The sequence below is a fragment of the Amycolatopsis sp. NBC_01286 genome, from assembly GCF_035982555.1.
Taxonomy (GTDB): Bacteria; Actinomycetota; Actinomycetes; order Mycobacteriales; family Pseudonocardiaceae; genus Amycolatopsis.
On the sequence record NZ_CP108428.1, the window covers coordinates 5,309,607 to 5,334,190 of the forward strand.

Below are 24,584 nucleotides of genomic sequence, written 5' to 3' on the forward strand. Positions count from 1 at the left end.
GCGGTTTTCGTCGGGGGGAGGAGGTACCGTCTCAGCATGTCCAACCCACCAACCGCCGCGCCCGGACGGCCGTTCGGGCGCGTGCTCACCGCGATGGCCACCCCCTTCGACGCCGACGGCGCGCTGGACCTGAAGCGGGCGCAGGAGCTGGCCGAGCACCTCGTGGAGCTGGGCAACGACGGCCTCGTCATCAACGGCACCACCGGCGAGAGCCCGACCACGACCGACGCGGAGAAGCAGGAGCTCGTCCGCGCCGTGGTCGAGGCCGTCGGCGACCGCGCGACCGTCGTGGCCGGCGCGGGCACCAACAACACCGCGCACAGCATCGAGCAGGCCAAGCTGGCCGAAGCGGCGGGCGCGCACGGGCTGCTGGTCGTCACCCCGTACTACTCGCGCCCCAGCCAGGCCGGGCTGTACGCGCACTTCACCACCGTCGCCGACAGCACCGGCCTGCCGGTGATGCTCTACGACATCCCGCCGCGCTCGGTCGTCCCGATCGAGGTCGACACGCTGCTGCGGCTGGCCGAGCACTCGCGGATCGTCGCGGTCAAGGACGCCAAGGGCGACCTGATCGCCGGCTCCGAGGTCATCGCCAACACGCACCTCGCCTACTACTCGGGCGACGACGGGCTGAACCTGCCCTGGATCTCCGTCGGCGGCACCGGCGTGGTGAGTGTGATCGGTCACGTCGTCGCGGGCCGGATCCGCGCGATGATCGACGCCTACGAGAACGGCGACACGTCCACCGCGCGCACCAACCACCGCGGCATGCTGCCGGTGCTGCGCGCGATGTCGCGGGTCGGCGGGGTCGCGTTCAGCAAGGCCGCGCTGAAGCTGCGGGGCTTCGACATCGGCGAGCCGCGGCTCCCGATCGTGGCCGCCACCGCCGAGCAAACCGCCCTGATCGCCGCCGATCTGGCCCAGGGCGGCGTGCCGCTGGGCGACACGGCGGCCCAGGACTGGCATGGTGAGCGGGTGGCACAAGCAGACTCGAGGGCCGCCTACGTGGCGCCGACCTCGCACACCAGCGTTGGGACCCTGCCTCGGTGAGCTCACTTCCCCCAGGTCCAGGCCCCACCAACGCCCCGCCCGAACTGCCAGCCGGGGCCCTGCGCGTTGTCGCGCTGGGCGGTATCGGCGAGGTCGGGCGCAACATGACCGTCTTCGAGTTCGCCGGCCGGCTGCTCATCGTCGACTGCGGGGTGCTCTTCCCCGAAGACGACCAGCCCGGCGTCGACTTGATCCTGCCCGACTTCCGCGCGATCGAGGACCGCCTCGACGACATCGAAGGACTGGTGCTCACCCACGGGCACGAGGACCACATCGGTGCCGTCCCGTTCCTCCTGCGCCTGCGGCCGGACCTGCCGATCTACGGCTCGAGGTTCACCAACGCCCTGCTCGCGGCCAAGGCCAAGGAGCACCGGCAGCGGCCGAAGCTGATCGAGGTCCGCGAGGGGGAGCGCCGCGACGTCGGCGTGTTCAACCTCGAGTTCTTCGCGGTGAACCACTCGATCCCGGACGCGCTGGCCGTCGCCATCCGCACCCCGGCGGGCGTCGTCCTGCACACCGGTGACATCAAGCTCGACCAGCTCCCGCTCGACGGCCGCCTCACCGACCTGGCCGGTTTCTCCCGGCTCGGCGACGAGGGCGTCGACCTGTTCTGCGTCGACTCGACCAACGCCGAGGTCCCCGGGTTCGTGATGCCCGAGCGCGACATCGGCCCGGTCCTCGACGACGTCGTCCGCCGCGTCGGCCAGCGGGTCATCGTGGCCTGCTTCGCCAGCCACGTGCACCGCGTCCAGCAGGTGCTCGACGCCGCGCAGCGGCACGGCCGCCGGATCGCGTTCGTCGGCCGGTCGATGGTCCGCAACATGGGCATCGCCGCCGACCTCGGCCTGCTCAACGTGCCGGACGGCCTGCTGGTCGACCTCGACCAGGCGAGCGGCCTGCCGGAGAGCAAGGTCCTGTTCGTCTCCACCGGGTCCCAGGGCGAGCCGCTCTCGGCGCTGTCGCGGATGGCGCGCGGCGAGCACCGGCAGATCTCGATCCGCGCGGGCGACACCGTCGTGCTGGCCAGCTCGATGATCCCGGGCAACGAGACCGCGGTGTTCGGCGTGGTCAACGGCCTGACCCGGCTCGGCGCGAACGTCGTGCACCAGGGCAACGCCAAGGTGCACGTCTCCGGCCACGCGTCGGCGGGCGAGCTGCTGTACCTGTACAACGCGGTCCGGCCGAGCAACGTCATGCCGGTCCACGGCGAGTGGAAGCACCTGAAGGCCAACGCCGAGCTGGCGATCCGCACCGGCGTCGCGGCGGACAACGTGGTGATCGCCGAAGACGGCGTGGTCGTCGACCTGGTCGACGGCAAGGCCTCCCGCACCGGCCGCGTCGAGGTCGGGCACGTCTACGTCGACGGCCTCTCGGTCGGCGACGTCGGCGAGTCGACCCTGTCCGACCGGCTGGTGCTGGGTGAGGGCGGGTTCATCTCGATCAGCGTCGCGATCGAATCCGCCACCGGCCGCCCGGTCAGCGCCCCGACGGTGTCCGGCCGCGGCTTCTCCGACGACCCGAAGGCGCTCGCCGCCGTCGTGCCGCTGGTGGAGATGGAGCTGGCGCGCACGGAGGCCGAGGGCATCACCGACACGCACCGCATCGCCCAGGCGGTCCGCCGCGTGGTCGGCCGCTGGGTGGCCGACACCTACCGCCGCCGCCCGATGATCGTCCCGACGGTCATCCCGGTCTAGACCCTTCGAAAGTACGCAGAACGCCTTCGCCTCCTCCGGGAGTGCGAAGGCGTTCTGCGTTTCTTAGCCCGTCCGGACCACGTGCGGCCAGTGGACTGCGGACTAGCCTTGAGTCTCACCCGCCTCGGGAAGAGAGGCCGCGCCGATGGGACGTCATTCGCCGGACGGGCGACGACGCCGCTTGCTCGTGCCCGCCCTGGCGACCGGGCTCGTGGTCGTCCTCGGTGCCGCGGCCTGGGTGACCGTCTCGGTGGTGCGATCCGCGCCGGCCTGCGAGCACCCGGCGAAGGTCCTGGTCACCGCGTCCCCGGACATCGCGCCCGCGCTGTCGCTGGTCGTCCAGGGCCTCGACCTCGGCTGCGACTCCATCGAGGTCCAGACCCGTGAGGCGACGCTGGCCGCCGAACGGCTCGCGATGTCCGACGGCACCCCGCGACCGCAGGTCTGGGTGCCCGACTCCACCCTCGCGCTGCGCCGCGCCCACCAGCTCGGCGCCGCCGACGTCCCCGAGACCGGCGCGTCGGTGGCCAGCTCACCGGTGGTGCTGGCGGTCGCGGAAGCGGCGGCGAAGGGCCTCGGCTGGCCGTCGCGCACCTTGAGCTGGGCCGACGTCCTCGCGCCGGACGCGGCGGGGATCGTCACCGGCATGCCCGACCCGGCGCGCGACGCCGTCGGCGCGGCGGCCCTGTTCGGGATCCGGGCCACCGTGCGGTCGAACCCCGACGCCGCGGCGGCCTATGTCGCACAGCTGCGGCGGTTCTCGACGAACACGCTCGGCGAGGGGAACGACCTCATCGCGCGGCTGCCGGGGTCGAGCGACGGCGCCGGCACGGGCTCGGTGACGGCGTTCCCGGTGTCGGAGAACTCCTTGCTGCGCCACAACGTCGAGGACGCGGCGTCGCCGCTGGTCGCCGTCTACTCGGCCGCGGTGCCCACGCTGGACTACCCGTTCGCCGAGCTGGGCGGGATCACGCCGGAGCAGCGCCCGATCGTCGACAAGCTGCGCGAGGCGATGCTCAACGGCTCGGGCGGCGACGCCATCGCGAAGACGGGCCTGCGCGCCGCGGGCGGCCAGGCGCTGCGCGAGCACGCGGACGACCCGCGCGTGTCGCCGACGGGCTTCCGGACGCTCGGCATGCCGGACGCCGTCGACGTCGACTACCTGCTCAACCAGTGGGCCGGCATCAACCTGAGCGCGCGGGTGCAGGTGCTGCTCGACGTCTCCGGTTCGATGAACGCGCAGGTGCCGGGCACCGGGCTGAACCGGATGCAGCTGACCACCGAGGCCACGGCGAAGGCGTTGCACCTGTTCAAGCCGACGACCCAGCTGCGGATGCTGGAGTTCTCGACCCGCTTGGACGGCGACAAGGACTACCGCGAGATCCTGCCGATGGCGCCGGTCGCCCAGCACCTGGCCAGCGGCGCGCTCTACAAGCTGAACCAGCTGAAGGCCACCGTCGACGGCGGGACGGGCCTCTACGACAGCGTGCTGGAGACCTACCGCACCGCGCGTCGCGAGTGGGAGCCCGGCCGGCTGAACCTGGTGATCGTCGTGACGGACGGCCGCAACGAGGACCCGAAGGGCATCAACCGCGCGGACCTGCTGACGGAGCTGGGAAAACTGCAGGACGCGCGACGCCCGATCCCGCTGATCGGCGTCGGCGTCGGCCCGGACGCGGACAAGACGGAGCTGGACGACATCACGAAAGCCACGGGCGGCAGCGCGTTCGTGGCCACCGACCCGACGAAGATCACGGAAGTGTTCTTCGGAGCCTTGAGCCGCATAGCCGGCGGCGGCTGACCCTCCACAGTGGACGCTGTCAGGCCGTGAGGATCTCCGAGTTGCGTTGCACGACGTAGGCGCCGGCCAGCAGGATCGCCGCGCCGAGCAGCTGCGGCCAGGCGAGCTCCTCGCCGAGCAGCAGCCACGCCGCGACCGTCGTGATCACCGGTTCGACCAGCCCGAGCACGCTCGCCACCGACGCCGGCAGGTGCCGCAGCGACGAGATGCCGAAGACGTAGGCGAGCACCGTCGCCACCAGGACCAGCAGGGTCAGCAGCAGCCACACGGGCGGGTGCCAGGCCCCGAACTCGACGTCGACGTCGAGCAGGCGCACCGGCCACGTCCACGGCGGCGCGACGACGCACACCGCGACCGCGCCGAGCACCATGCCCCAGGTGACCAGGCCCAGCGGGTCGATGTCGGCCACCGCGCGCTCGCCGAGCAGGAAGTACCCGGCCGAGCAGAGGGCCGCGCCGACGCCGGCGAGCAGGCCGGTGACGTCCAGCGTCACGCCCTGCCAGACCTGCGCGACCATCGCGAGCCCGGCCATCGCGAGGGCGATGCCGCCCCAGACGGCCCGTGGCAGCCGGTGGCGCCGCACGAACCGGACCCACAGCGCGATGAGCACCGGCGAGACGAACTCCAGCAGGATCGCGATGCCGACCGGGATCCGGCCGGCGGCGACGAAGTACAGCAGCTGCACACCGGCCACGCCGAGCAGGCCGTACCCGAGCAGCACCGGGAGGTGCTCCCGGCGCACCTTCAGCTTCCGCGGCGCGAACAGCGCCACGCCGGCGAGCAGCACGACCCCGGCGAGCGTGATCCGCGCAGCCGCGACCTGTTCGGGGGTGACGCCGGCGGACATCGCCGACTTGCCCAGCGTGCCCGACGTGCTGAAGAACAGCGCGGCGAGCAGGACGAGCGTGGTGCCGCGGGCACGGGAGGTGACCCGCGGCGGCGCGACGACGGGCAGTTCGGTGGTCACCCTCGCGACTCTAGGGGCCGCGGGCGTCACCACCAAAAGAGTTTTCCCGGTTACTCCGGCTGCTTGAGGCCGGTCGCGACGTGCGTCGTGATCGTGGCCAGCCGCCGCCCCTGGAGGCGCAGCGCGCCCAGCGCCAGGTCGTCCGGCGAAGCCGACTTGCGCGAGACGAACGAGCCGCCGTACGGGTTGCCGGACTCCTTCAGGTGCGGGTCGGTGTAACCGAGCGGCACGACGATCGCGCCCCAGTGGTAGAAGACGTTGTTGATCGCCAGCAGCGTGGACTCCAGGCCACCGTGCGCGGTCGACGCCGTGGTGAACGACGTCGCGACCTTGTCCGCGAGCTTTCCCTGCGCCCACAGGCCACCCGTGCTGTCCAAATAGGACTTGAGCTGGGCGGCCGGGCCGCCGAAGCGGGTCGGGCTGCCCACCGCGAGGCCGTCGGCCCACATGAGGTCGTCGAGCGTGGCGAGGTCATGGTGCGGGCCGGAGTCGACCCAGGCCTGCCAGCGGGGGTTGGTGGCGATCGCGGCCGGCGGCACCGTCTCCGGCACGGTCCGCACCCGCACCTCGGCCCCGGTCTCCTTCGCCCCCGCGGCGAGGGACTCGGCGAGGGCGGCGGTGTTCCCGGTCGCGCTGTAGTAGACGACGAGTATCCGTGTGCTCACGTCCGCCGACTCTAGGGGCTGATGGTCACGTGTCCCAGAATCCGGACTGCGGCTACGGGGTTACAGGGGCTTCCACGGGCTGACGGTGTCGGTCGGCCGCGTCGGGTCGTGGAAGCGCGGCCGGTCGAGTTCGCCGGTGCGCAACGGGATCAGGCCGTCGGTGATCGCCTGCATGATCTTCGCGTGCGCCCGCACCCCGGCGCCGGGCCGTTCCGGCTCGACGTCCGCCAGGTCGACGGGGTCGCCGAAGTGCACCCGGAACTTCGGCCGGCGCAGCGGCGCGCTGAGCCCGGAGCGGGCCAGCGGGAGCAGGTCGGCCGGGCCGTTGACGGTCTCGGTGCCCCAGTAGACCGCCTCGTGCGCGCCCCACTGGCTGATCGGGATCACCGGGACACCCGCGGCCAGCGCCAGACGGGCGGCGCCGGTCTTGCCGCGCTCCGGCCACAGGCCCGGGTCGTGGCTGATCCGCCCTTCGGGGTAGACGATGATCGGCTCGCGGGTGGTCTTCATCGCCTCGACGGCCTCGGCGAACTGCCCGACGGCGGTGCCGGCGTGCTTGCGGTCCACGCGCAGGTGCCCGCTGACCCGCAGCGCCGGCCCGATGACGGGCGCGTCCAGGATGCCGCCGGCCAGCATGAAGCGCGGGTTGATCCCGATCCGCTTGCACGCGGCCATCAGGACGAAGGCATCGAACACACCGATGTGGTTGGCGGCCATCAGCAACGGCCGCCCCCGAAGCTGCGCCGGAACCCGGCCGGACACGGTCAGCCGCCCGACGAGGTTCACCAGCCCGCGGTCGATGTTCAGCATGGTCCGCCAGATGGCCGGGGCACGGCGGGACGAGTCGTCGGTGCGCAGCGCGAACATGCGCAGAGCATGGCAGACGCCGGATTTCACCCGGATGGCTGCTCGGCTGGGTCACGAACGGCCCGTTGGTGACGTTCTTGACGCGGATCGGCCGGTCGGGCCGGCCGGTCGGGTGGGGCGAAGGGTCCGTTGGCGACGGTTCGGGCGCGAACGGGCCGTTCGTGCGGTTGCGCTCGCGGGTTGTGCGGCGCGAACGGCCCTTTCGCGACTCAGTCGGCCAGGCGGATGCGCGAATGGTCCGTTCGCGCAGGTCGGGAGGTGCGTGCGGCACGAACGGCCCTTTCGCGACTCAGTCGGCCAGGCGGATGCGCGAATGGTCCGTTCGCGCAGGTCGGGAGGTGCGTGCGGCACGAACGGCCCTTTCGCGACTCAGTCGGCCAGGCGGATGCGCGAATGGTCCGTTCGCGCAGGTCAGGAGGTGCGTGCGGCACGAACGGCCCTTTCACACCGGTTGAGGCCGGAGGCGAGCGGCGCGAATGGCCCTTTCGTGCTGCCTCGGCCTGCTGAAGTGCGGCACGAGCGGTCCGTTCGCACCGCCGAGGCCCTGACCTGCGTCACCAACGGTCCATTCGTGACGCGGGGCGCGTGTTGCGAGCGGACCGTTCGCGCCCAACTGGTCACGAACGGTCCGTTCGTGACGGTTAAGCGCGGGTGTCGTCGCGACCGGCCCGTTCGCGCGCTTCGCACCCCTGGTCAAGGGTGCGAAAGGGCCGTTCCCAGCGCCGCAGCCCGGCGGATGTAGAGCACGAAAGGGCCGTTTGCGCCGTCCAACCTCGGAAACCGGGCGCGAAAGGAGCCGTTCGCGCGCCCAACCCCAGACACCCCGCACGAAAAGGGCCGTTCGCGCCGCCCCGATCCCGGAAACCCGCCACGAAAGGACCGCTCGCGCGCACCCAACCCCGAAACCCCGCCCCACCGGCCCGACAACACCGCCACCGACCCATCCCACTCACCCGAATGGCCCCACCGCGCCCGACCGTGAGGCAGAAGTTCACGATGCGCTGAGAGTGGCGCATGTGACGAAACGGCGTCGGCGGTTACCGTTGGAGCATGGCTGGGTCGGCGACGAGGAAGCGAAGTACGGGAAGCGGCGCGAAGGGAGCAGCGGCGCGCAAGCCCCGTACTCCGGCGAAGCCGAGTTCCGGCGCCACCCGGAGCACCCGGACCTCCCGGAAGCCGGCCGCTCGCAAGCCGGCTCCTCGGCGGAAGACTCCCGGTGTCTTCGGCAAGGGTGTCCGGGGGACCTGGAACCTGCTGGCCCGGGGCATCGGGACGCTGGCCCGCACCGTCGGGCGCACCCGGGAACTCGAGGCCGAGCACCGCCGTGACGGGCTCGCGCTCGGGCTGATCGCGCTCGCCATCATCGCCGCCGTGGGCGTCTGGTGGCGGGCCGCCGGGCCGATCGGTGCGGGTGTGGAGATCGCGACCCGGACCGTGCTGGGGGCCGGGGCCGTGACACTGCCGCTGGTGCTCGTGGTCATCGCCGTCGCCCTGATGCGGTCCGAACCGCATCCGGAGACGCGGCCGCGGATGGTCGTCGGGACCATTATGGTCGTGCTGTCCGTGCTCGGGATGCTGCACATCTTCACCGCGCTCCCGGACACCAACGACGGCCGGATGTACGCCGGCGGCATCGTCGGTTCCTTCTCCGGCGGGCTGCTGACCATGGGCGTCACCACCTGGGTCGCCGTGCCGCTGCTGATCCTCGCCCTCGTCTTCGGCATCCTCGTGTTCACCGGCACGCCCGTGCGCGAGATCCCGCACCGCCTGCGCAACTGGGGCCTCGACGAAGAAGACCTCGCCGAGGGCGACGAGGGCTCCATCTTCGCGACCGACGAAGACGACGTCACCGAGGCCGATCCGAAGGCCGCGCGGCTGCGCAAGCCGTCCCGCCGCCGTCAGGCCGCCGACGCGAACCCCGAGCAGCTCGACATCGAGGCCGCCCTCGCCGAGATGCCGACGCCGATCAAGCCGCCGAAGGCGCTGCCCAAACCGCCGGCGGCGGAGGTGCCCGAAAAGAAGCCGAAGAAGGCCCCCGAGCCCGCGATGGCCGTCACCCGGACCGTGGAAGGCGACTACAAGCTGCCGCCGCCGGACCTGCTGAAGCTCGGCGACGCGCCGAAGTCCCGCAGCAAGGCCAACGACGCCATGATCGAGGCGATCACCGGCGTCCTGGAGCAGTTCAGCATCGACGCGCAGGTCACCGGCTTCACCCGCGGCCCGACGGTCACCCGGTACGAGGTCGAGCTCGGCCCGGGCGTCAAGGTCGAGAAGATCACCGCGCTGACCAAGAACATCGCCTACGCCGTGGCCACCGACAACGTCCGGCTGCTGGCGCCGATCCCCGGCAAGTCTGCGGTCGGCATCGAGGTGCCGAACTCCGACCGCGAGATGGTCCGCCTGGGTGACGTCCTGCGCGCGCCGACCACGGTCAAGGACAACCACCCGATGGTGATCGGCCTCGGCAAGGACATCGAGGGCCACTTCGTCACCGCGAACCTCACGAAGATGCCCCACCTGCTGGTCGCCGGCTCCACCGGTTCCGGTAAGTCGAGCTTCGTCAACTCGATGCTCGTCTCGCTGCTCGCGCGGGCGACGCCCGACGAGTGCCGGATGATCCTGATCGACCCGAAGATGGTCGAGCTGACGCCCTACGAGGGCATCCCGCACCTGATCACGCCCATCATCACCCAGCCGAAGAAGGCCGCCGCCGCGCTGGCCTGGCTGGTGGAGGAGATGGAGCAGCGCTACCAGGACATGCAGGTCAACAAGGTCCGCCACATCGACGACTACAACAAGAAGGTGAAGTCCGGCGAGATCACGGCGCCGCCCGGGTCCGAGCGCGAGTACCGGCCGTACCCGTACATCATGGCGATCGTCGACGAGCTCGCCGACCTGATGATGACCGCCCCGCGTGACGTCGAGGACGCCATCGTCCGGATCACGCAGAAGGCGCGCGCGGCCGGGATCCACCTGGTCCTGGCCACGCAGCGGCCGTCGGTCGACGTCGTCACCGGCCTGATCAAGACCAACGTGCCGTCGCGGCTCGCGTTCGCGACGTCGTCGCTGACGGACTCGCGGGTCATCCTCGACCAGCCGGGCGCGGAGAAGCTGATCGGCATGGGCGACGCGCTCTACCTGCCGATGGGCGCCGGCAAGCCGGTCCGCATCCAGGGCGCGTTCGTCGGGGACGAAGAGATCTCCGCGGTCGTCAACTACGCCAAGGAGCAGGCGCAGCCGGACTACCAGGACGGCGTCACCGCGCAGAAGGCCGGTGAGAAGAAGGAGATCGACGCCGACATCGGCGACGACCTCGACGTGCTGATCCAGGCGACCGAGCTGATCGTCACCTCGCAGTTCGGCTCGACGTCGATGCTGCAGCGCAAGCTGCGGGTCGGGTTCGCCAAGGCCGGCCGCCTGATGGACCTGCTGGAGAGCCGCGGCGTGGTCGGCCCGTCGGAGGGCTCGAAGGCCCGCGACGTGCTGATCAAGCCGGAGGAGCTGGAGTCGGTCCTGTTCATGATCCGCGGCGGCGACCCGGTGCCGGCCGACCCGGACGACGAGTGATGCAACCCGCGGCCGGGCCCGTTCCGTCCTGAGCACGTGGACACACAGCGATTCGCAGCCGGACTGTTCGCTTTCGCCGTCGTCGCGGTGAGCGCCGGGAGCTCGGTCGCCTCCGGGCAGGCCGTACCCGCGTCCACGCCGGCGGCGTCGGCTCCCTCGACCGTCGGGACCGCGCTCGGCCAGGACGTCACCCTGCGGCTCGGCCAGGAGGCCGCCGTGCAGGGGCGCGACCTGACCGTGCGGTACACCCGCCTGGTCTCGGACTCCCGGTGCCGCCCCGGCATGCAGTGCTTCTGGCAGGGCGAGGCCTCGGTGGCCTTCCTGCTGAGCGAGCCCGGCCGCGGCGAGAGCACCACGGCCGAGCTGCACACCGGCCCGCGCACGGGCCCGCAGGCGACGAGCTTCGCCGCGAGCCGCGTCGAGCTGGTGTCGGTCAGCCAGGACGCCGGGGAGGCGACGGTCCGGATCAGCTGAGCGGCGTGCCCCAGTGGTCCAGGTAGGCGACCTCGGCCAGCGGGACGCGCGCGGCCGGCTTGAAGTCCGGGACCGTCGTGTACGCCACCGGCAGCAGGCCGACCTGGGTGAAGCCGGCCGGGACGCCGAGGATCTCGGCGGCCGCCGCCTCGCGGGACAGGTGGTAGGTCGTGAGCGTCGAGCCGAGGCCGCGGGAGCGCAGGGCCAGCTGGAAGTTCCAGACCGCTGGGAAGATGCCGCCGTAGAAGGCCGCGTCCGTCGCGTTCTCGCCGCTCGGACGGCCCTTGAGGCACGGGATGACGAACACCGGCACGCGCTCGATGACGTCGATGAGGTGCTGCCCGGACGCCAGCGCCCGCCGGGTGGCGGCGTCGCCCGCCTCGCGGTCCGCCAGGTAGGCCGCGCCGACCTCGCGGAACAGCCCGCCGAGCCGGTCCTTCACCCGCTGGTCGCGCACCACGAGCCAGCGCCACGCCTGGGCGTTGCCCGGGGTCGGTGCCTGCAGCGCGAGGTTCAGGCACTCCTCGAGGACCGCCGCCTCGACCGGGCGATCGAGGTCGAGCTTGCGGCGGACGGCGCGGGTGGTGCTGAGCAGGTGATCGATCTCCATGCCCCCATCCTGGCCCGGACCGCGACAGTCCGGGCCAGGAAGGCGGTCAGACCACCGGCTCAGCCGCCGAACTTGCGGACGGCCTGGTAGTACGTCCAGGCCGCGCCCTTGCACACCACGTTCGACCCGCAGACGCTCTTCAGGTCGCTGTAGAGGTTGTCGTCGATCTTCAGGCGGTTCGCCGAGGTGAACCGGCCCTGCTTCTTGTAGTTGCGGTACCCGAAGTCGTGCCGGTGGCAGCCCGGCAGGAACTGGAAGCCGAACGGGGTGTCCGGCGACCACGAGCAGCCGTCGGACGACCAGTCGAGCTGGCCGTTGTAGGGCTTCTGCGCCCGGGTGGACTCGAAGCCGGACAGCGAGGTGTGGAAGAGGTACTGGTCGGTGACCGTCGGGATGTCGACGGCCGCGGCGGTGCCGGTGCCCAGCAGGGCCCCCAAGCCGACAGTCACGGCCACCGTCATGGTGGCCCCCAGGTTCCGGAGTGTCGTGCGCATCGTGTGCGTTCCCTTGCTGATCAAGTGGACGATTTGCCCGATCAGCTTCGAGTGCGCTTTGTCCCGCCGTCACCGCCCGAAAGGAGGATGTTCGGTGAATTTCCCTCAGAGCTGGAGCAACATGCGTGAATTGCCCAGGGTGTTGGGCTTGACATACGGCAGGTCGAGGAATTCGGCGACGCCGGTGTCGTGCGAGCGCCGCATCTCCTCGTAGACCTCGTGCGACACCGGGGTGCCGTCGATCTCCACGAAACCGTGGCCGGCGAAGAAGCCGGTCTCGAAGGTCAGCACGAACAGCCGCCGGAGACCGAGCTCACGGGCCTCGTCGACGAGCCGGGCGACCAGCAGCCGCCCGACACCCTGGCCGCGGGCGGCCTTGTCGACCACCACGGTGCGCAGCTCGGCGATGTCCTCCCAGAGGACGTGGAGCGCGGCCGCGCCGAGGACCTCGCCCGCCGCTTCGGCGATCCAGAACTCCTGGACGGCCTCGTAGAGGGTGACCAGGTCCTTCTCCAGCAGCACGCGGCCCGCGTCCGCGTCGACCAGGGCCTTGATCTTGCGGATGTCGGCGATCCGGGCACGGCGGACGGTCGGGCGGGGCGAGTCGGACGGCACGAGCGTCAACTCAACCACACGGCCCTGGAGGCGGGATGACACGACCGGGCTACGCCGTCGTCGGACCGGCGAGGACCGGCGGCTACCCTGAACGTCGTGCCTTCTCCCACCACGGAACCTGCCGCCACCCGACGCGTCTCCCTGCTGACCCTGGGCTGCGCCCGCAACGAGGTCGACTCGGAGGAGCTGGCGGGCCGGCTGGCGGCCGGCGGCTGGGAGCTGGCGGCCGATCCCGAGGACTCCGACGTCGTGGTGGTCAACACCTGCGGCTTCGTCGAGTCGGCCAAGAAGGACTCCGTCGACACGCTGCTGGCGGCCTCGGACACGGGCAAGAAGGTCGTCGCCGTCGGCTGCATGGCCGAGCGCTACGGCCACGAGCTGGCCGACAGCCTGCCCGAGGCGGACGCCGTCCTCGGCTTCGACCACTACGCCGACCTTTCCGACCGCCTGGACGACGTCGTCGCCGGCCGCAAGGTCGCCTCGCACACGCCGGGCGACCGCCGCAAGCTGCTGCCGATCAGCCCGGTCCAGCGGCCCGCCGCGGCCGAGAACGTCGAGGTCCCGGGCCACGCGCAGCACGGCTGGGGCCCGCGGGTGCTGCGCACGCGCCTCGACGACTCCCCGGTGGCCGCGCTGAAGATCGCCTCCGGCTGCGACCGGCGCTGCTCGTTCTGCGCGATCCCGTCCTTCCGCGGCTCCTTCGTGTCCCGCCAGCCGGACGAGATCGTCGCCGAAGCCATGTGGCTGGCCGAGCACGGCGTCAAGGAACTGTTCCTGGTCAGCGAGAACTCGACGTCCTACGGCAAGGACTTCGGCCGTGACGGCGCCACCGCGCTGGAGCGGCTGCTGCCGCGGCTGGCGGAGATCGACGGCATCGAGCGCGTCCGCGTCTCCTACCTGCAGCCGGCCGAGACGCGCCCGCAGCTGGTGAAGGCCATCGCGACCACGCCGGGTGTCGCCGAGTACTTCGACCTGTCGTTCCAGCACTCCAGCGAGCAGGTGCTGCGCCGGATGCGCCGGTTCGGCTCGACCGACTCCTTCCTCGCGCTGACCGAGCAGATCCGCGAGTACGCGCCCGAAGCGGGCATCCGCACCAACGTGATCGTCGGGTTCCCCGGCGAGACCGAGCACGACCTGGCCGAGCTGGAGCGCTTCCTCACCGGCGCCCGGCTCGACGCGGTCGGCGTCTTCGGCTACTCCGACGAGGACGGCACCGAGGCCGAGGGCTTCGAGGGCAAGCTCGACCCCCAGGTGGTCACCGAGCGCGTCACGCGGATCTCGGCGCTGGTCGAGGAGCTGACCTCGCAGCGCGCGGAGGACCGGATCGGCACCTTCGTCGACGTCCTGGTCGAGCTGGACGACGACGGCGAGCTGACCGGCCGCGCCGCGCACCAGGCCCCCGAGGTCGACGGCGAGTGCGTCATCCTCGACGCCCCGGAGAAGACCCAGGTGGGTGATTTCCTCCGGTGCGAGGTAGTCGACTCGGCGGGTGTCGACCTGATCGTGCGCGCGGCACCGGACGCCGACCGGTGAGTGCGCTCCCGAGCGACGCCGCGGACGAGGGCCTGGTCCCGCCGACCGCGGAGACGACGGCGCAGGTCCCGGAGGCGACCCCGGTCCCGACCCTGAACCTCGCGAACCTCCTGACGCTCTCCCGGCTGGTGCTGGTGCCGCTGTTCATCGCGGCGCTGTTCACCGGCGACGGCGTCGACACCACCTGGCGCGCGATCGCGACCGGGCTGTTCGCCGTCGCCTCCGCGACCGACCAGCTCGACGGCTGGGTGGCTCGCAAGTACGGCCTGATCACCGACTTCGGCAAGATCGCCGACCCGATCGCGGACAAGGCGCTCACCGGCGCCGCCCTGGTCGGGCTGAGCATCCTCGGCATGCTCGGCTGGTGGGTCACGATCGTGATCGCCGCCCGCGAGATCGGCGTCACGCTGCTGCGCTTCTGGGTGATCCGCCACGGCGTGATCCCGGCCAGCCGCGGCGGCAAGGCCAAGACGATGGCCCAGATCGCCGCGATCACGGCGTACCTGCTGCCGCTGCCCGCCGGCGCCGACCCGGTGCGCTGGGCGCTGATGGGCCTGGCGCTGGTGCTGACCGTGGTCACCGGCGTCGACTACCTGGTCCGGGCGGTGCGCCTGCGCGCGGCCGGGCGCCGGGTCACCGGTAACTGAGCGTGGACGAGAAGGCCCTGGTCGCGGCGCTGCGGGCCCGGGGCGAGACGGTCGCGGCCGCCGAGTCGCTGACCGCCGGGCTGGTCTGCGCCACCCTGGCCCGGGTGCCGGGGGCGAGCGCGGTCCTGCGCGGCGGCCTGGTCGTCTACGCCACCGAACTGAAGACGCGGCTGGCCGGGGTGGACGCCGAGCTGCTCGCCGAGCACGGCGCGGTGTACCCCGAGGTCGCGGCGCAGCTGGCCGAGGGCGCCCGCGAGCGCTGCGGCGCCACCTGGGGGCTCGGGCTCACCGGCGTGGCCGGCCCGGCCGCCCAGGACGGCGTCGCGCCGGGCACCGTGCACATCGGGCTCGCCGGGCCACCGCGTGTTTCGGAGGCTGGGGTGGCGGAGCCCCCGGACCGAGGCGGAGCCTCGTTTGTCACAGTCCGTACCCTGGCCTTGAGCGGTGACCGGGACTTGATCAGGACCTCGTCGGTCCGCGCCGCGTTTGCCCTGCTCGGGGAACATCTGGCGTGAATCGGGCGTTCGCCCTTGGCGTACGGGCACCCAAATCCTGCGCCCGGGGCGCCGCTCTGGGTAACGTAGGGGGTACTTGTACGGAAGGGAGGCGCGTGATGACCGTGCTGTTGCGTGAGGCGATCGGTGATCGGCTCCGTCATGCCCGCACCAACCAGCGTCGTACGCTGCGCGACATCTCCCGCGCCGCCAGGGTCAGCCTCGGCTACCTCTCCGAGGTGGAACGCGGTCAGAAGGAGGCGTCGAGCGAGCTGCTCGCGTCCATCTGCCAGGCCCTGGACCTTCCGCTCGGCGAACTGCTGCACCACGTGGCAGCGGACGTTTCGGCCCTCGACAACGTCGAGGTCGCGCCGGTCGACGAGCGGATCGTGGACGGCGCGCCCCGGGAGAAGGTGCCCGACCGCGGTGCGAAGGCCTCGGCGGCCGGGATCGAAGGCGGCCGCCTGATGTCCGAGCTGATCGGCAACGACCTCGCGGACCTGCGGGTTTCGCCGGCGCCGCGGATGAACACCACCCTGCGCACGACGATCGGGCAGCCGAAGCTGGCCTCCACGATCGCCGCTTAGTCACGAATCGGACACGACGACGGCCCCGGGCAACGCGCCCGGGGCCGTTCGCGTGGGATACCCGTGGGATACCGGGGTGATCAGGGGGTGAACCCTGAAATCCCCCGGGGTCGCCTGGAATGGACGTGGCCGACCTGACACGATGGAACCCAACGCCGGGGTCGGTGCGTTGCATGTGCAGGGGAGCGACGCCCCACCACCCCGAGTACTCAAGGCCCGTGGGACGCAAGAAGGCAGGCGGAGGAGATGGCCAACCCGTTCGTGAAGTTCTGGAAGTACATGATGGCGGCGTTCTCGTCGAAGATCGACGAGCACGCCGACCCGAAGGTACAGATCCAGCAGGCCATCGAGGAGGCGCAGCGCAACCACCAGGCGCTGACGCAGCAGGCCGCCTCCGTGATCGGCAACCAGCGTCAGCTGGAGATGAAGCTCAACCGGCAGCTCAGCGACGTCGAGAAGCTGCAGGCCTCGACCCGCCAGGCCCTCGTCCTCGCGGACGAGGCCCGGGGCAAGGGTGACGAGCAGAAGGCGACCGAGTTCGAGACCGCCGCGGAGAGCTTCGCGACGCAGCTCGTCACGGCCGAGCAGAACATCGAGGACCTCAAGACGCTGCACGACCAGTCGCTGCAGGCGGCGGCCCAGGCCAAGAAGGCCGTGGAGCGCAACTCGCAGATGCTGCAGCAGAAGCTGGCCGAGCGCACCAAGCTGCTCTCGCAGCTGGAGCAGGCGAAGATGCAGGAGCAGGTCTCCGCTTCGCTGAACCAGATGAGCCAGCTGGCCGCGCCGGGCAACACGCCGTCGCTGGAAGAGGTCCGCGACAAGATCGAGAAGCGCTACACCACGGCGCTGGGTCAAGCGGAACTCGCTCAGAACTCGGTCCAGGGCCGCATGATGGAGGTCCAGGCCTCCACCACGCAGTTCGCCGGGCAGTCGCGGCTCGAGCAGATCCGCGCGTCGATGCGCGGCGACTCGGTCGCCCAGGTGACCGACGGCGGCGCGGCGGCGGCCCAGAAGCCGGCCGCCAGCTCGGCCGACATCCAGCGTGAGATCCAGGCGCGCGTGCAGGCGGAGCAGGGCAAGAACCCGGCTTGACGCCGGAGCCGGAGCCGAACCAGGGGGCGGGCATGGGACAGCAAGGCAGAGGCCGGGACTTCAGCGAGTTCGGCGCCAAGCTCGACAAGCACATCGAGAAGCTGCCCGAATACGCCCAGCGCGCCCAGGAGAAGCTCCAGAAGGTCCAGAGGTACTTCCCGCCGGCCGATCAGGCCGGCGGGAAGCCCGGGACCGCCCGGCCGTCCTACCAGCGGCCGAACCCGTTGCAGCGGCCGCGGACGTCCGGATCGCGGATGCCGGACCTGTCGTCGTTGGCGTCCGTGGCGAACCAGGTCCCGGCCTTCGCCGAGGCCCGGACCAAGTGGAACCGGTGGAACGACCCCGCCGCGAAGCTGGAACGCCGCAAGCGGCGGACGTCTCGCGCGCTCACACTGTGGATCCTGCTGACGATCCTGTGCGGCGTCCTCGCCGTGGCCGCGGGCGTGGGCTGGATCAGCGCCACCGGCGCCGCGATGATGCCGCAGGCGATCATGGCCTTCGCCGGTGCCGTCGTGTTCGGCACCTTCGGCGTCCGGTCCGGGCTCAAGCTCCGCGGCCTCAACCGCGTCCAGCTGCCGGCCACCCCGGCCGGTCCGCCCCCGCTGCCGCCCGCCGGGTCGGTGGCGCGCGAGCCGATGGAACGGCTGGCCGAGGGCGAGGCGTCGCTGTTCGAGCTGCTGCGCCAGCTGTCGGTGCCGACCTCGGTGGGCACCGCGCCGGTGTCCGAAGTGTCCGTCGCGGACGCCCGCCAGACGGCCGACGAAGCCGCGGCCGCCCTGCGCGGCCTGGCGGCCCGCATCCAGGCGATCGAGCGCGGCCGCAACGCCGCCCCCGCCCGCGAGCGCGCGGCGCTCGACGCGGCGGTCGCCAAGCTCCGCGAGCAGCTCGACGACGGCCTCGAAGGCTACGGCGGCCTGGTCGCCGCGGCCGGCCACACGGTCGCCGCCGCGGGCGACGGCCTGATCACGTCCAAACAGGCCCTCACCGACGCCACGGACCGCCTGGCCGGCCTGGCCATGGCCCTCCGCGAACTCTCCTGACACCCCAAGCCCCGCAACCCACGTGATCCGCCGCGAACCCACGTGACCAGACCCGTAACCAGCGTGACTGGGCCCGGAACTCGCGTGATCCAGCCCGGAACTCGCGTGACCAGGCCCGTGACTCGCGAGTTCCGGCCCCAATCACGCGAGTTCCGGGCCTAAACACGCGAGTCCCGTCTCCAATCACGCGAGACCCGGGTTGCAGCACGCGAGCCGACCTTCCAGGTACGCGAGCCGACTGTCTGGGGACGCGAGTCGACCCTCCAGGTCGCGTGTCGACCGTCCACACACGCGAGTCGACTGTCCAATCACGCGTGTTGACCCTCCCGTCACACGTGACGGCCCGCCGATCACGCGAAACGGCCCGCGCTGGGCCGTTCAGGTGCCCCGCTCTGCCATCCGGGTGCCGTCGTCCGGCTGCGGACCCGTCCGGTCACGCGGCGTGCGTGATCGTGCGTTTCACCCCGGCGTCGCCGCCTGTTCACCCCTTGGTCCCGAAACACGCGCGTAATCGGAAACCGGTAGCGACGGAAACGTGCACGACCTAACGTTTCTGTCATGCAAGCAGTGGTGGCACCCGACGGAAGGCCCGCCGTGCTCTGAGGTTCGCCGGCGCCGACCGTACACAGTGGACTTTCTCGCTTTCCGCCGAGGGAAGGACGCCCCGTGAACACGCTCCCGCCGGAACCGGACCCCGTCCCGACCACCCCACCCAGCGCGACCCAGCGCGTCATCGCGGCCTTCGAGCGCGTCTCCGAGGTCGATCGCCCCGAACTCTGGACCACCCTGCGCGCCATCGAGGACGTCCTCGTCGACGCGAAGGCGGTCGACGAACGGGTGAAGGCGGGTGAAGTCCTGCCCTTGGCGGGCACCGTCATCGCCGTCAAGGACGTGATCGACGTCGCCGGGCAGCCCACCACCGCGGGGTGCCCGTCGTTCGCCCGGGTCCCGGAAACCTCCGCCACCGTCGTCGCCCGGCTCACCGCGGCCGGCGCGGTCGTGCTCGGCAAGACCAACCTGGACCAGTTCGGCTACGGCCTCACCGGCACCCGCAGCCCGTACGGCGCGGTGACCGCGGCGTGGGACCGGACGAAGGTCGCCGGCGGCTCCAGCTGCGGCTCGGCCGTCGCCGTCGCGCTCGGCATCGTCGACCTGGCGCTGGGCACCGACACCGCGGGCTCCGGCCGGATCCCGGCCGCGCTGAACGCCGTCGTCGGGCTGAAGCCGACGCTCGGCCTGCTCCCGATGACCGGCGTCCTGCCGACGTCGCGCTCCTACGACAGCGTCTCGGTGTTCGCGACCGGCCTGGCCGCCGGCCGCCACGCGCTCGCCCTGATGACCGGCCCGGACGGCGTCGATCCCGGCACGCGCCCTTGGCCCGCCGACGTCCGCCTCGGCGCCGGCGACCACCCGCGGATCGCGATCCCGGACAAGGCCGGCCTGGCCCCGCTGAGCGCCGCGGCCCGGCTCGCGTTCGAGGACACCGTGACGCGGCTGGCCGTGACGGGCGCGATCATCGCACCGATCGCCTTCGACGCCTTCCGCGAAGCCGGCGAACTGGTCTACACCGGCTCGCTCGACGCCGAGAGCTACGCCGTGATCGGGGAGTTCCTCGGCAAGGACCCGGCCGACTCCGACCCGACGGTCGCCACCCTGATCCACGCGGCCGGCGGCCACACCGCGCACGCGTTCGCCGCCGACAAACACCGGCTCGCCGAGCTGAAAGTCCGGGCCGCGCAGGCGCTCGACGGGTTCGACGCGCTCCTCGTGCCGACCGTGCCGGACCACCCGGACCTCGCCGAAGCGCTGGCCGACCCGATCGGCGTGAGCCACCGCCTGGCCACCTACAGCTCGTTCGTGAACGTGCTCGACCTGGCCGCGGTCACCGTCCCGGTGCTGCCGGGCGACCGCCGCCCGTTCGGCGTCACCTTCGTGACGCGCGCGTTCGAGGACCAGATCGCCCTCGACCTCGCCACCGTCTGCACGGACGAGCCGATGACGCACTACCCGGAGCCCGGCGAGGACCTCGTCGTGTTCGGCGCGCACCTGCGCGGCCAGCCGCTCAACTCCCGGCTCACCGAGCTCGGCGCCCGGTTCACCGGCCCGGTCCGGACCGCCGAGCGGTACCGGATGGTGTTGCTGGCCACCGAACCGCCGCAGCCGGGCGTGCTCGAAGACGTCGACGGCAGTGGCCTGGACGGCGAGCGCTGGCGGCTGTCCCCGGCCGCGCTGGGCCGGTTCGCTGCCACGCTGCCGGAGCCGTTCGTGCTGGCCCGCGTCGAGCTGGAGGACGGGTCCCGCGTCCTGGCCGTCCGGTGCGAAAAGGACGCGACGACGGCGGCACCGGGCCTGGAACGCTACGAGTCCTGGCGCGGCTACGTGCGCTTCACGTCTACCGCCGGGCCGCGAGGCCACGGCTGACGCGGCGCACCAGACCCGGCCCGTGCAGCGCGAACCCGGTGTAGAGCTGCACGAGTGACGCGCCGGCGTCCACCAGCCGGACGGCGTCGTCCGGGCCGAGGATGCCGCCGACGCCGATGATCGGCAGGCTCCCGCCGGTGTGGTCGTGCACGAAGCGCACGACCTCGGCCGCGCGGGTGGTCAGCGGCCGGCCGGACAGCCCTCCCGCCTGTCCGGCCAGGCCGCTCTCCGCGGCCGCGATGCCGTCGCGGGACAGGGTCGTGTTGGTGGCGATGATCCCGGCGACGCCGTGCTCGAGGCTGACCTCGAGCAGCTCGGCCAGCGCGTCATCGGTCAGATCGGGGGCGACCTTCACCAGCACCGGCGTCGGCGCGGCGCCACCGGCCAGTTCGACGGACGTCGCCCGCAGCTCGCCGAGCAGCTCGGCCAGCGCCGCGCGGTCCTGCAGCTGACGCAGCCCCGGCGTGTTCGGCGAGCTGACGTTGATCGCGAAGTAGTCGGCGTACGGGTGCAGCGCGCGCAGCGAGAACCGGTAGTCCTCGACGGCGTCTTCGAGCGGCGTGACCTTCGACTTCCCGATGCTGATCCCGAGCGGCACGCCCGGTTTGCCCTCCCGGGCGAGCTTCGCCGCGAGCGCCTCGGCGCCGTCGTTGTTGAAGCCCATGCGGTTGATGACCGCGTCGGTCTCGGGGAGGGTGAACAGCCGCGGCTTCGGGTTGCCCGGCTGCGCCAGCCGCGTCACGGTGCCGACCTCGACGAAGCCGAAGCCGAGCCCGGCCCACGCGGGCAGCGCGCGGCCGTTCTTGTCCATCCCGGCGGCGAGGCCGACGCGGTTCGGGAAGCGCAGGCCCAGCACCGCCACCGGGTCGTCGACGCGGCTGACGCGGCTCAGCACCGAGGTGGCCTTGCCGAGGCGGGAGAGGACGCCGATCGTGCGCTCGTGCACCAGCTCGGGGTCGTGGTAGGACAGCCGGTACAGCGCCGGGCGGACGATCTTGTCGAAGAACACGCCCTCATGCTGCCAAATCGCCCGGAGCGCGCGACCGGAGCGTCACCTCGACGTGAACGAGCCCACTACTCGCGGTCCTTCCACTCGTTCTCGAGCATCGCGAAGACGAGCTCGTCGGTCCACTCGCCCTTGACGATCTCGTTCTCCCGCAGCCGCGCTTCCTCGCGCATGCCGAGGCGCTGCATGAGCGCGGCGGAGGCGGTGTTGCGACCGTCGCAGCGGCCGATGATCCGGTGCAGCCCCAGGTCTTCGAAGCCCAGGCGCAGCAGCTCGGTGGCGGCTTCGGCGGCCAGGCCCTTGCCGTGGTGGTCGGGGTGGAAGACGAACCCGATCTCGCCCTGGCGGTGCTCGCTGCTGAGCCACTCGAGGTTCAGGTCGCCGATCAGCTGCCCGGTCTCGGCCAGCTCGACCGCGACGGCCAGGAACTGCCCCTCGTTCGTCAACGTCGAGCTGTGCACCCGTTTCGCGAGCGCGGCGGCCGATTCGGCGCGGCTGCGCGGGCCCCAGTACAGGTAGCGGGCGACGTCGGAGCGGGACTGGAAGGAGTTCAGCGCGTCGAGGTCGTCGGGCGTGAACGGGCGCAGGAGCAGGCGTTCCGTGGTGATCGGGTAGTCGGGCCTGAGCATGGTTCCAGGCTAGCGACGGTTGACCCGTTCGGGGGACAGAACGGCGAAACCGGATCGGCGAAGACGGAGGTCGGATCGCCGGGCGGTCATCGACCGCCGATCGGCGGGATGACCTGCGCAAATGAGCGGTATTGGGGGTACCCCCAGGGGGTCTCTCGAACGCCGTCAAACGCTCGAGCCCGGGCCGGACCGGTGCCCGGGAACCCTGGGGGCCCGGTGACTGCCTGGTATTCGCTATCAGGCAAACACGGGAAGCAGGCGATGAGCCGAAGGTGGCTCCGTTGTATCGCTGCTCAAAGTCCCATCTCGTGCCATCCGCTAGCGGACAGTCACCTCACGAGTCCTGTTGGAATACAACTTAGGACCACCTCCTCTCTCGTGTACCGCCACGCTAAACGAAGTTCCCGCGACCCGGCAACGTCATTTGCCGGATCTCACTTTTCAGGAGAGCTTTCCGCACGTCACCGAGGAAGGACGCGTCGCGGAGCGCGAACACGAGGGTCTCCGCGCCGGCCTTGGTGCCCAGCGCGTGGACGGCTCAGGGAGCGAGGTCGCCGCGTTCGGTGCCGGTCCCGTGGAGCGGGGCTTGAACGACGTCACGGGGTCGGCTCAGCGCGCGGGAGCGGGGCCGGACTGGCACTTCGGGCAGAACCACGTCGGCCGCTGCCGGACGTCGTGGCCCTGCGTGCGCACCAAGGTGGGGCCGCCGCACCGGAAGCAGCCCTGGCGGGTGCGCTCGTAGACCCAGTTCTTCCGGTTGCGGTCGAGGTGGCCGGTGGTGCTCTGGTCGAACCGCCCGGAGACGGCGTTGGCCAGCAGCAGCTTCCGGCCGAGCGCGACCGTCCGCGCGGCGTCCACTTCGGACACCGGCGTCCACGGCGTCACGCCGAGCAGGAAGCACATCTCGCACTTGTACAGGTTCCCGACGCCCGCCATCACGCGCTGGTCGAGCAGCGCCAGCCCCAGCTCGCGGGCCGGCTCGGCGGCCAGCGCGGCCGTCGCCCGGGCCGCGTGCTCGTCCGTCCACTGTGGATCGAGCAGGTCCGGGCCGAGGTGGGCGACGAGGTCGCGTTCCTTCGCCGCGGGCACGAGCTTGAGGTCGTGGACGCGGAACCCGATCACCTGGACGTCGGCCGCCGTCAGGACTACGCGGGCGTGGTGCCCGGGCCGGCGCCACTTCGCGCCGGCCGCGTAGACGTCCCACATGCCGTCCATCATCAGGTGCGAGTGCAGGGTCAGGTCGCCGGAGAAGCGCGTGAACAGGTGCTTGCCGACCGTGCCGACGCCGAGCACGTCCCGCCCGGCGAGGTCCACAGTGGCCAGTTGCGGCACGCGGAACTGGCCGCGCAGCAACGTCTTCCCGGCCAGCGCGCGGTCGAAGCGCTTCCCGACGAGGTAGACGGTGTCACCTTCGGGCACGGCTCACCCCGCGGATTCGGACACCTCGGCCGGGGCCGCCTCGGTCTCCGGCGCCGGACCTTCGGGCCAGTCGGGACCCTCGGGCTCCTCGCCGTGGACGCGGTGGCGCCCGGCGCGGTTGGAGCGCAGGATCTTCGCCAGCACCATGTTGAACGTCAGCGCGATCTCCTGCGCGCCGGGGGAGTGCCACTCGTGGATCGGGCTGCACGCGCCCTGGGCCTGCTGCACGGCCAGCCGGTCGGTGATCGCCGTCGGCATCACCAGCGGGCCGAAGTTCTCGCGCAGCTCGGCGATCCGGAACTGGTGCTCGTAGGAGCGCACGCGCAGCTTGTTGACCAGCACGCCGATCGGGCGCAGGTCCGGGTTGAGCTCCTTGCGGATGTTCTCGATCGCTTCCAGGGCCCGGCGGGCGCCGGCGACGGCGTACATCGTCGGCTCGGTGACGATCAGCGCGCTGTCCGCGGCGACCAGCGCCGACTTCGTCAGCCGGCCCAGCGACGGCGGGCAGTCGAGGATCACCAGCTCGTACGGCGTCTCGCGCAGGGGCTCGCGGTGCAGCTCGTCGAGCGCGCGGGAGAAGTTCGCCAGCCGGTCGCTGTCGGCGTCCGGGTCGTTGAGCAGCTCCAGCTCCTCGGTGCCGACGAGAACGTCGACGTCCTCACTCCACACGCTCGGCGCGATCGCGCGCTCGAGTGTCGCGCGGGTGGGGTCCTCGAGCACGTCGGCGAGGGTGGCGTCGGTGTAGGGCGGGTCGAGCGAGGTCGTGGCGTTGCCCTGCGGGTCCAGGTCGACCACCAGGGTCCGCGTGCCCCTACGCAGGGCGGCGGAGGCCACACCGAGGGCGACCGTCGTCTTGCCGACGCCCCCCTTGAGGCTGAGTACGGCGACCGTGTGCACGAAGCCCAGCCTACG

22 protein-coding genes are annotated in these 24,584 nt (G+C 71.7%); 12 read left to right on the forward strand and 10 right to left on the reverse strand.

Features of this window, described 5'->3' with window-relative positions:
* Positions 1 to 36: 36 nt before the first annotated feature.
* The 3 genes from dapA (at position 37) to OG570_RS25545 (ending at position 4,545) form a co-directional block, all read left to right on the forward strand.
* Positions 37 to 1,050 (forward strand): 4-hydroxy-tetrahydrodipicolinate synthase, encoded by a 1,014-nt coding sequence (gene dapA / locus OG570_RS25535; protein ID WP_326959806.1) that lies wholly within the window; start codon positions 37 to 39, stop codon positions 1,048 to 1,050.
* Positions 1,047 to 2,744 carry a ribonuclease J gene (locus OG570_RS25540; protein ID WP_326943047.1) on the forward strand — a complete coding sequence of 566 codons (1,698 nt, stop codon included), beginning with the start codon at positions 1,047 to 1,049 and terminating at the stop codon, positions 2,742 to 2,744. The genes dapA and OG570_RS25540 overlap by 4 nt, the downstream gene beginning before the upstream one ends.
* Positions 2,745 to 2,889: 145 nt before the next feature.
* Positions 2,890 to 4,545 (forward strand): VWA domain-containing protein, encoded by a 1,656-nt coding sequence (locus tag OG570_RS25545; protein ID WP_326951837.1) that lies wholly within the window; start codon positions 2,890 to 2,892, stop codon positions 4,543 to 4,545.
* A gap of 19 nt (positions 4,546 to 4,564) precedes the next feature.
* Here the strand turns inward: OG570_RS25545 and OG570_RS25550 are convergent, their stop codons facing one another.
* Genes OG570_RS25550 through OG570_RS25560 form a run of 3 tightly spaced genes read right to left on the reverse strand, consistent with a single transcriptional unit; the run spans position 4,565 to position 7,044 of the window.
* A complete protein-coding gene (locus tag OG570_RS25550; protein WP_326951838.1) occupies positions 4,565 to 5,512 on the reverse strand; it encodes an EamA family transporter in 948 nt (315 codons plus the stop codon).
* 50 nt (positions 5,513 to 5,562) lie between these two features.
* Positions 5,563 to 6,177, reverse strand: a complete 615-nt coding sequence (gene wrbA, locus OG570_RS25555) for an NAD(P)H:quinone oxidoreductase (RefSeq protein WP_326951839.1) — start codon at positions 6,175 to 6,177, stop codon at positions 5,563 to 5,565.
* A 60-nt stretch (positions 6,178 to 6,237) separates the two neighbouring features.
* On the reverse strand, positions 6,238 to 7,044 hold the full coding sequence (locus OG570_RS25560; RefSeq protein ID WP_326951840.1) for a lysophospholipid acyltransferase family protein: 807 nt from the start codon (positions 7,042 to 7,044) through the stop codon (positions 6,238 to 6,240).
* 1,050 nt (positions 7,045 to 8,094) lie between these two features.
* Here OG570_RS25560 and OG570_RS25565 point away from each other — a divergent pair.
* Positions 8,095 to 10,611 carry an FtsK/SpoIIIE family DNA translocase gene (locus OG570_RS25565; protein ID WP_326951841.1) on the forward strand — a complete coding sequence of 839 codons (2,517 nt, stop codon included), beginning with the start codon at positions 8,095 to 8,097 and terminating at the stop codon, positions 10,609 to 10,611.
* A gap of 36 nt (positions 10,612 to 10,647) precedes the next feature.
* Complete coding sequence (locus OG570_RS25570) at positions 10,648 to 11,085, forward strand: hypothetical protein (protein WP_326951842.1); 438 nt, start codon at positions 10,648 to 10,650, stop codon at positions 11,083 to 11,085.
* On the opposite strand, the gene OG570_RS25575 is transcribed toward OG570_RS25570, so the two are convergent.
* The 3 genes from OG570_RS25575 to OG570_RS25585 form a co-directional block, all read right to left on the reverse strand.
* Entirely contained in the window at positions 11,078 to 11,695 is a 618-nt protein-coding gene (locus OG570_RS25575) for a nitroreductase family protein (RefSeq protein WP_326951843.1), read from the reverse strand. The genes OG570_RS25570 and OG570_RS25575 overlap by 8 nt on opposite strands.
* Positions 11,696 to 11,754: 59 nt before the next feature.
* Entirely contained in the window at positions 11,755 to 12,189 is a 435-nt protein-coding gene (locus OG570_RS25580) for a phospholipase (RefSeq protein ID WP_326943039.1), read from the reverse strand.
* A 105-nt stretch (positions 12,190 to 12,294) separates the two neighbouring features.
* Positions 12,295 to 12,813, reverse strand: coding sequence for an amino-acid N-acetyltransferase (locus OG570_RS25585; RefSeq protein ID WP_371827714.1), 519 nt, complete (start codon positions 12,811 to 12,813; stop codon positions 12,295 to 12,297).
* A gap of 87 nt (positions 12,814 to 12,900) precedes the next feature.
* Between OG570_RS25585 and rimO the strand changes: the two genes are divergently transcribed.
* The 7 genes from rimO to atzF all read left to right on the forward strand — a co-directional run bounded on the left by rimO (position 12,901) and on the right by atzF (position 20,618).
* Positions 12,901 to 14,337: a 30S ribosomal protein S12 methylthiotransferase RimO gene (gene rimO, locus OG570_RS25590; protein ID WP_247054629.1), complete on the forward strand. Its 1,437-nt coding sequence runs from the start codon at positions 12,901 to 12,903 to the stop codon at positions 14,335 to 14,337.
* Positions 14,334 to 14,984: a CDP-diacylglycerol--glycerol-3-phosphate 3-phosphatidyltransferase gene (gene pgsA, locus OG570_RS25595; protein WP_326951844.1), complete on the forward strand. Its 651-nt coding sequence runs from the start codon at positions 14,334 to 14,336 to the stop codon at positions 14,982 to 14,984. Before rimO ends, pgsA begins: the two co-directional genes overlap by 4 nt.
* Before the next feature lie 2 nt (positions 14,985 to 14,986).
* Positions 14,987 to 15,499, forward strand: a complete 513-nt coding sequence (locus OG570_RS25600) for a CinA family protein (RefSeq protein ID WP_326951845.1) — start codon at positions 14,987 to 14,989, stop codon at positions 15,497 to 15,499.
* Between the two features lie 98 nt (positions 15,500 to 15,597).
* Positions 15,598 to 16,065 carry a helix-turn-helix domain-containing protein gene (locus OG570_RS25605; protein WP_247054625.1) on the forward strand — a complete coding sequence of 156 codons (468 nt, stop codon included), beginning with the start codon at positions 15,598 to 15,600 and terminating at the stop codon, positions 16,063 to 16,065.
* Positions 16,066 to 16,311: 246 nt separating this feature from the next.
* Positions 16,312 to 17,157, forward strand: a complete 846-nt coding sequence (locus tag OG570_RS25610; protein ID WP_326943035.1) for a PspA/IM30 family protein — start codon at positions 16,312 to 16,314, stop codon at positions 17,155 to 17,157.
* A gap of 32 nt (positions 17,158 to 17,189) precedes the next feature.
* Positions 17,190 to 18,197: a phage shock envelope stress response protein PspM gene (gene pspM, locus OG570_RS25615; RefSeq protein ID WP_326951846.1), complete on the forward strand. Its 1,008-nt coding sequence runs from the start codon at positions 17,190 to 17,192 to the stop codon at positions 18,195 to 18,197.
* 666 nt (positions 18,198 to 18,863) lie between these two features.
* Positions 18,864 to 20,618, forward strand: a complete 1,755-nt coding sequence (atzF, locus tag OG570_RS25620; RefSeq protein WP_326951847.1) for an allophanate hydrolase — start codon at positions 18,864 to 18,866, stop codon at positions 20,616 to 20,618.
* Here atzF and OG570_RS25625 read toward each other — a convergent pair.
* From OG570_RS25625 to OG570_RS25640, 4 genes are all read right to left on the reverse strand, one after another.
* Entirely contained in the window at positions 20,590 to 21,627 is a 1,038-nt protein-coding gene (locus OG570_RS25625; RefSeq protein WP_326951848.1) for a quinone-dependent dihydroorotate dehydrogenase, read from the reverse strand. The two genes, atzF and OG570_RS25625, sit on opposite strands and share 29 nt — an antisense overlap.
* Before the next feature lie 65 nt (positions 21,628 to 21,692).
* On the reverse strand, positions 21,693 to 22,253 hold the full coding sequence (locus OG570_RS25630) for a GNAT family N-acetyltransferase (protein ID WP_326943031.1): 561 nt from the start codon (positions 22,251 to 22,253) through the stop codon (positions 21,693 to 21,695).
* A 609-nt stretch (positions 22,254 to 22,862) separates the two neighbouring features.
* A complete protein-coding gene (locus OG570_RS25635; RefSeq protein WP_326943030.1) occupies positions 22,863 to 23,672 on the reverse strand; it encodes a DNA-formamidopyrimidine glycosylase family protein in 810 nt (269 codons plus the stop codon).
* Positions 23,673 to 23,675: 3 nt separating this feature from the next.
* Positions 23,676 to 24,569: a ParA family protein gene (locus OG570_RS25640; RefSeq protein WP_326943029.1), complete on the reverse strand. Its 894-nt coding sequence runs from the start codon at positions 24,567 to 24,569 to the stop codon at positions 23,676 to 23,678.
* Positions 24,570 to 24,584 lie beyond the last annotated feature (15 nt).

Excerpts from the sequence above, each read along its gene's own strand:
- dapA (WP_326959806.1), top strand. The coding sequence starts at position 37 with ATGTCCAACCCACCAACCGCCGCGCCCGGACGGCCGTTCGGGCGCGTG.
- OG570_RS25545 (WP_326951837.1), top strand. The coding sequence starts at position 2,890 with ATGGGACGTCATTCGCCGGACGGGCGACGACGCCGCTTGCTCGTGCCC.
- OG570_RS25560 (WP_326951840.1), bottom strand. The coding sequence starts at position 7,044 with ATGTTCGCGCTGCGCACCGACGACTCGTCCCGCCGTGCCCCGGCCATC.
- OG570_RS25565 (WP_326951841.1), top strand. The coding sequence starts at position 8,095 with ATGGCTGGGTCGGCGACGAGGAAGCGAAGTACGGGAAGCGGCGCGAAG.
- OG570_RS25575 (WP_326951843.1), bottom strand. The coding sequence starts at position 11,695 with ATGGAGATCGATCACCTGCTCAGCACCACCCGCGCCGTCCGCCGCAAG.
- OG570_RS25580 (WP_326943039.1), bottom strand. The coding sequence starts at position 12,189 with ATGCGCACGACACTCCGGAACCTGGGGGCCACCATGACGGTGGCCGTG.
- OG570_RS25605 (WP_247054625.1), top strand. The coding sequence starts at position 15,598 with ATGACCGTGCTGTTGCGTGAGGCGATCGGTGATCGGCTCCGTCATGCC.
- OG570_RS25610 (WP_326943035.1), top strand. The coding sequence starts at position 16,312 with ATGGCCAACCCGTTCGTGAAGTTCTGGAAGTACATGATGGCGGCGTTC.
- pspM (WP_326951846.1), top strand. The coding sequence starts at position 17,190 with ATGGGACAGCAAGGCAGAGGCCGGGACTTCAGCGAGTTCGGCGCCAAG.
- OG570_RS25630 (WP_326943031.1), bottom strand. The coding sequence starts at position 22,253 with ATGCTCAGGCCCGACTACCCGATCACCACGGAACGCCTGCTCCTGCGC.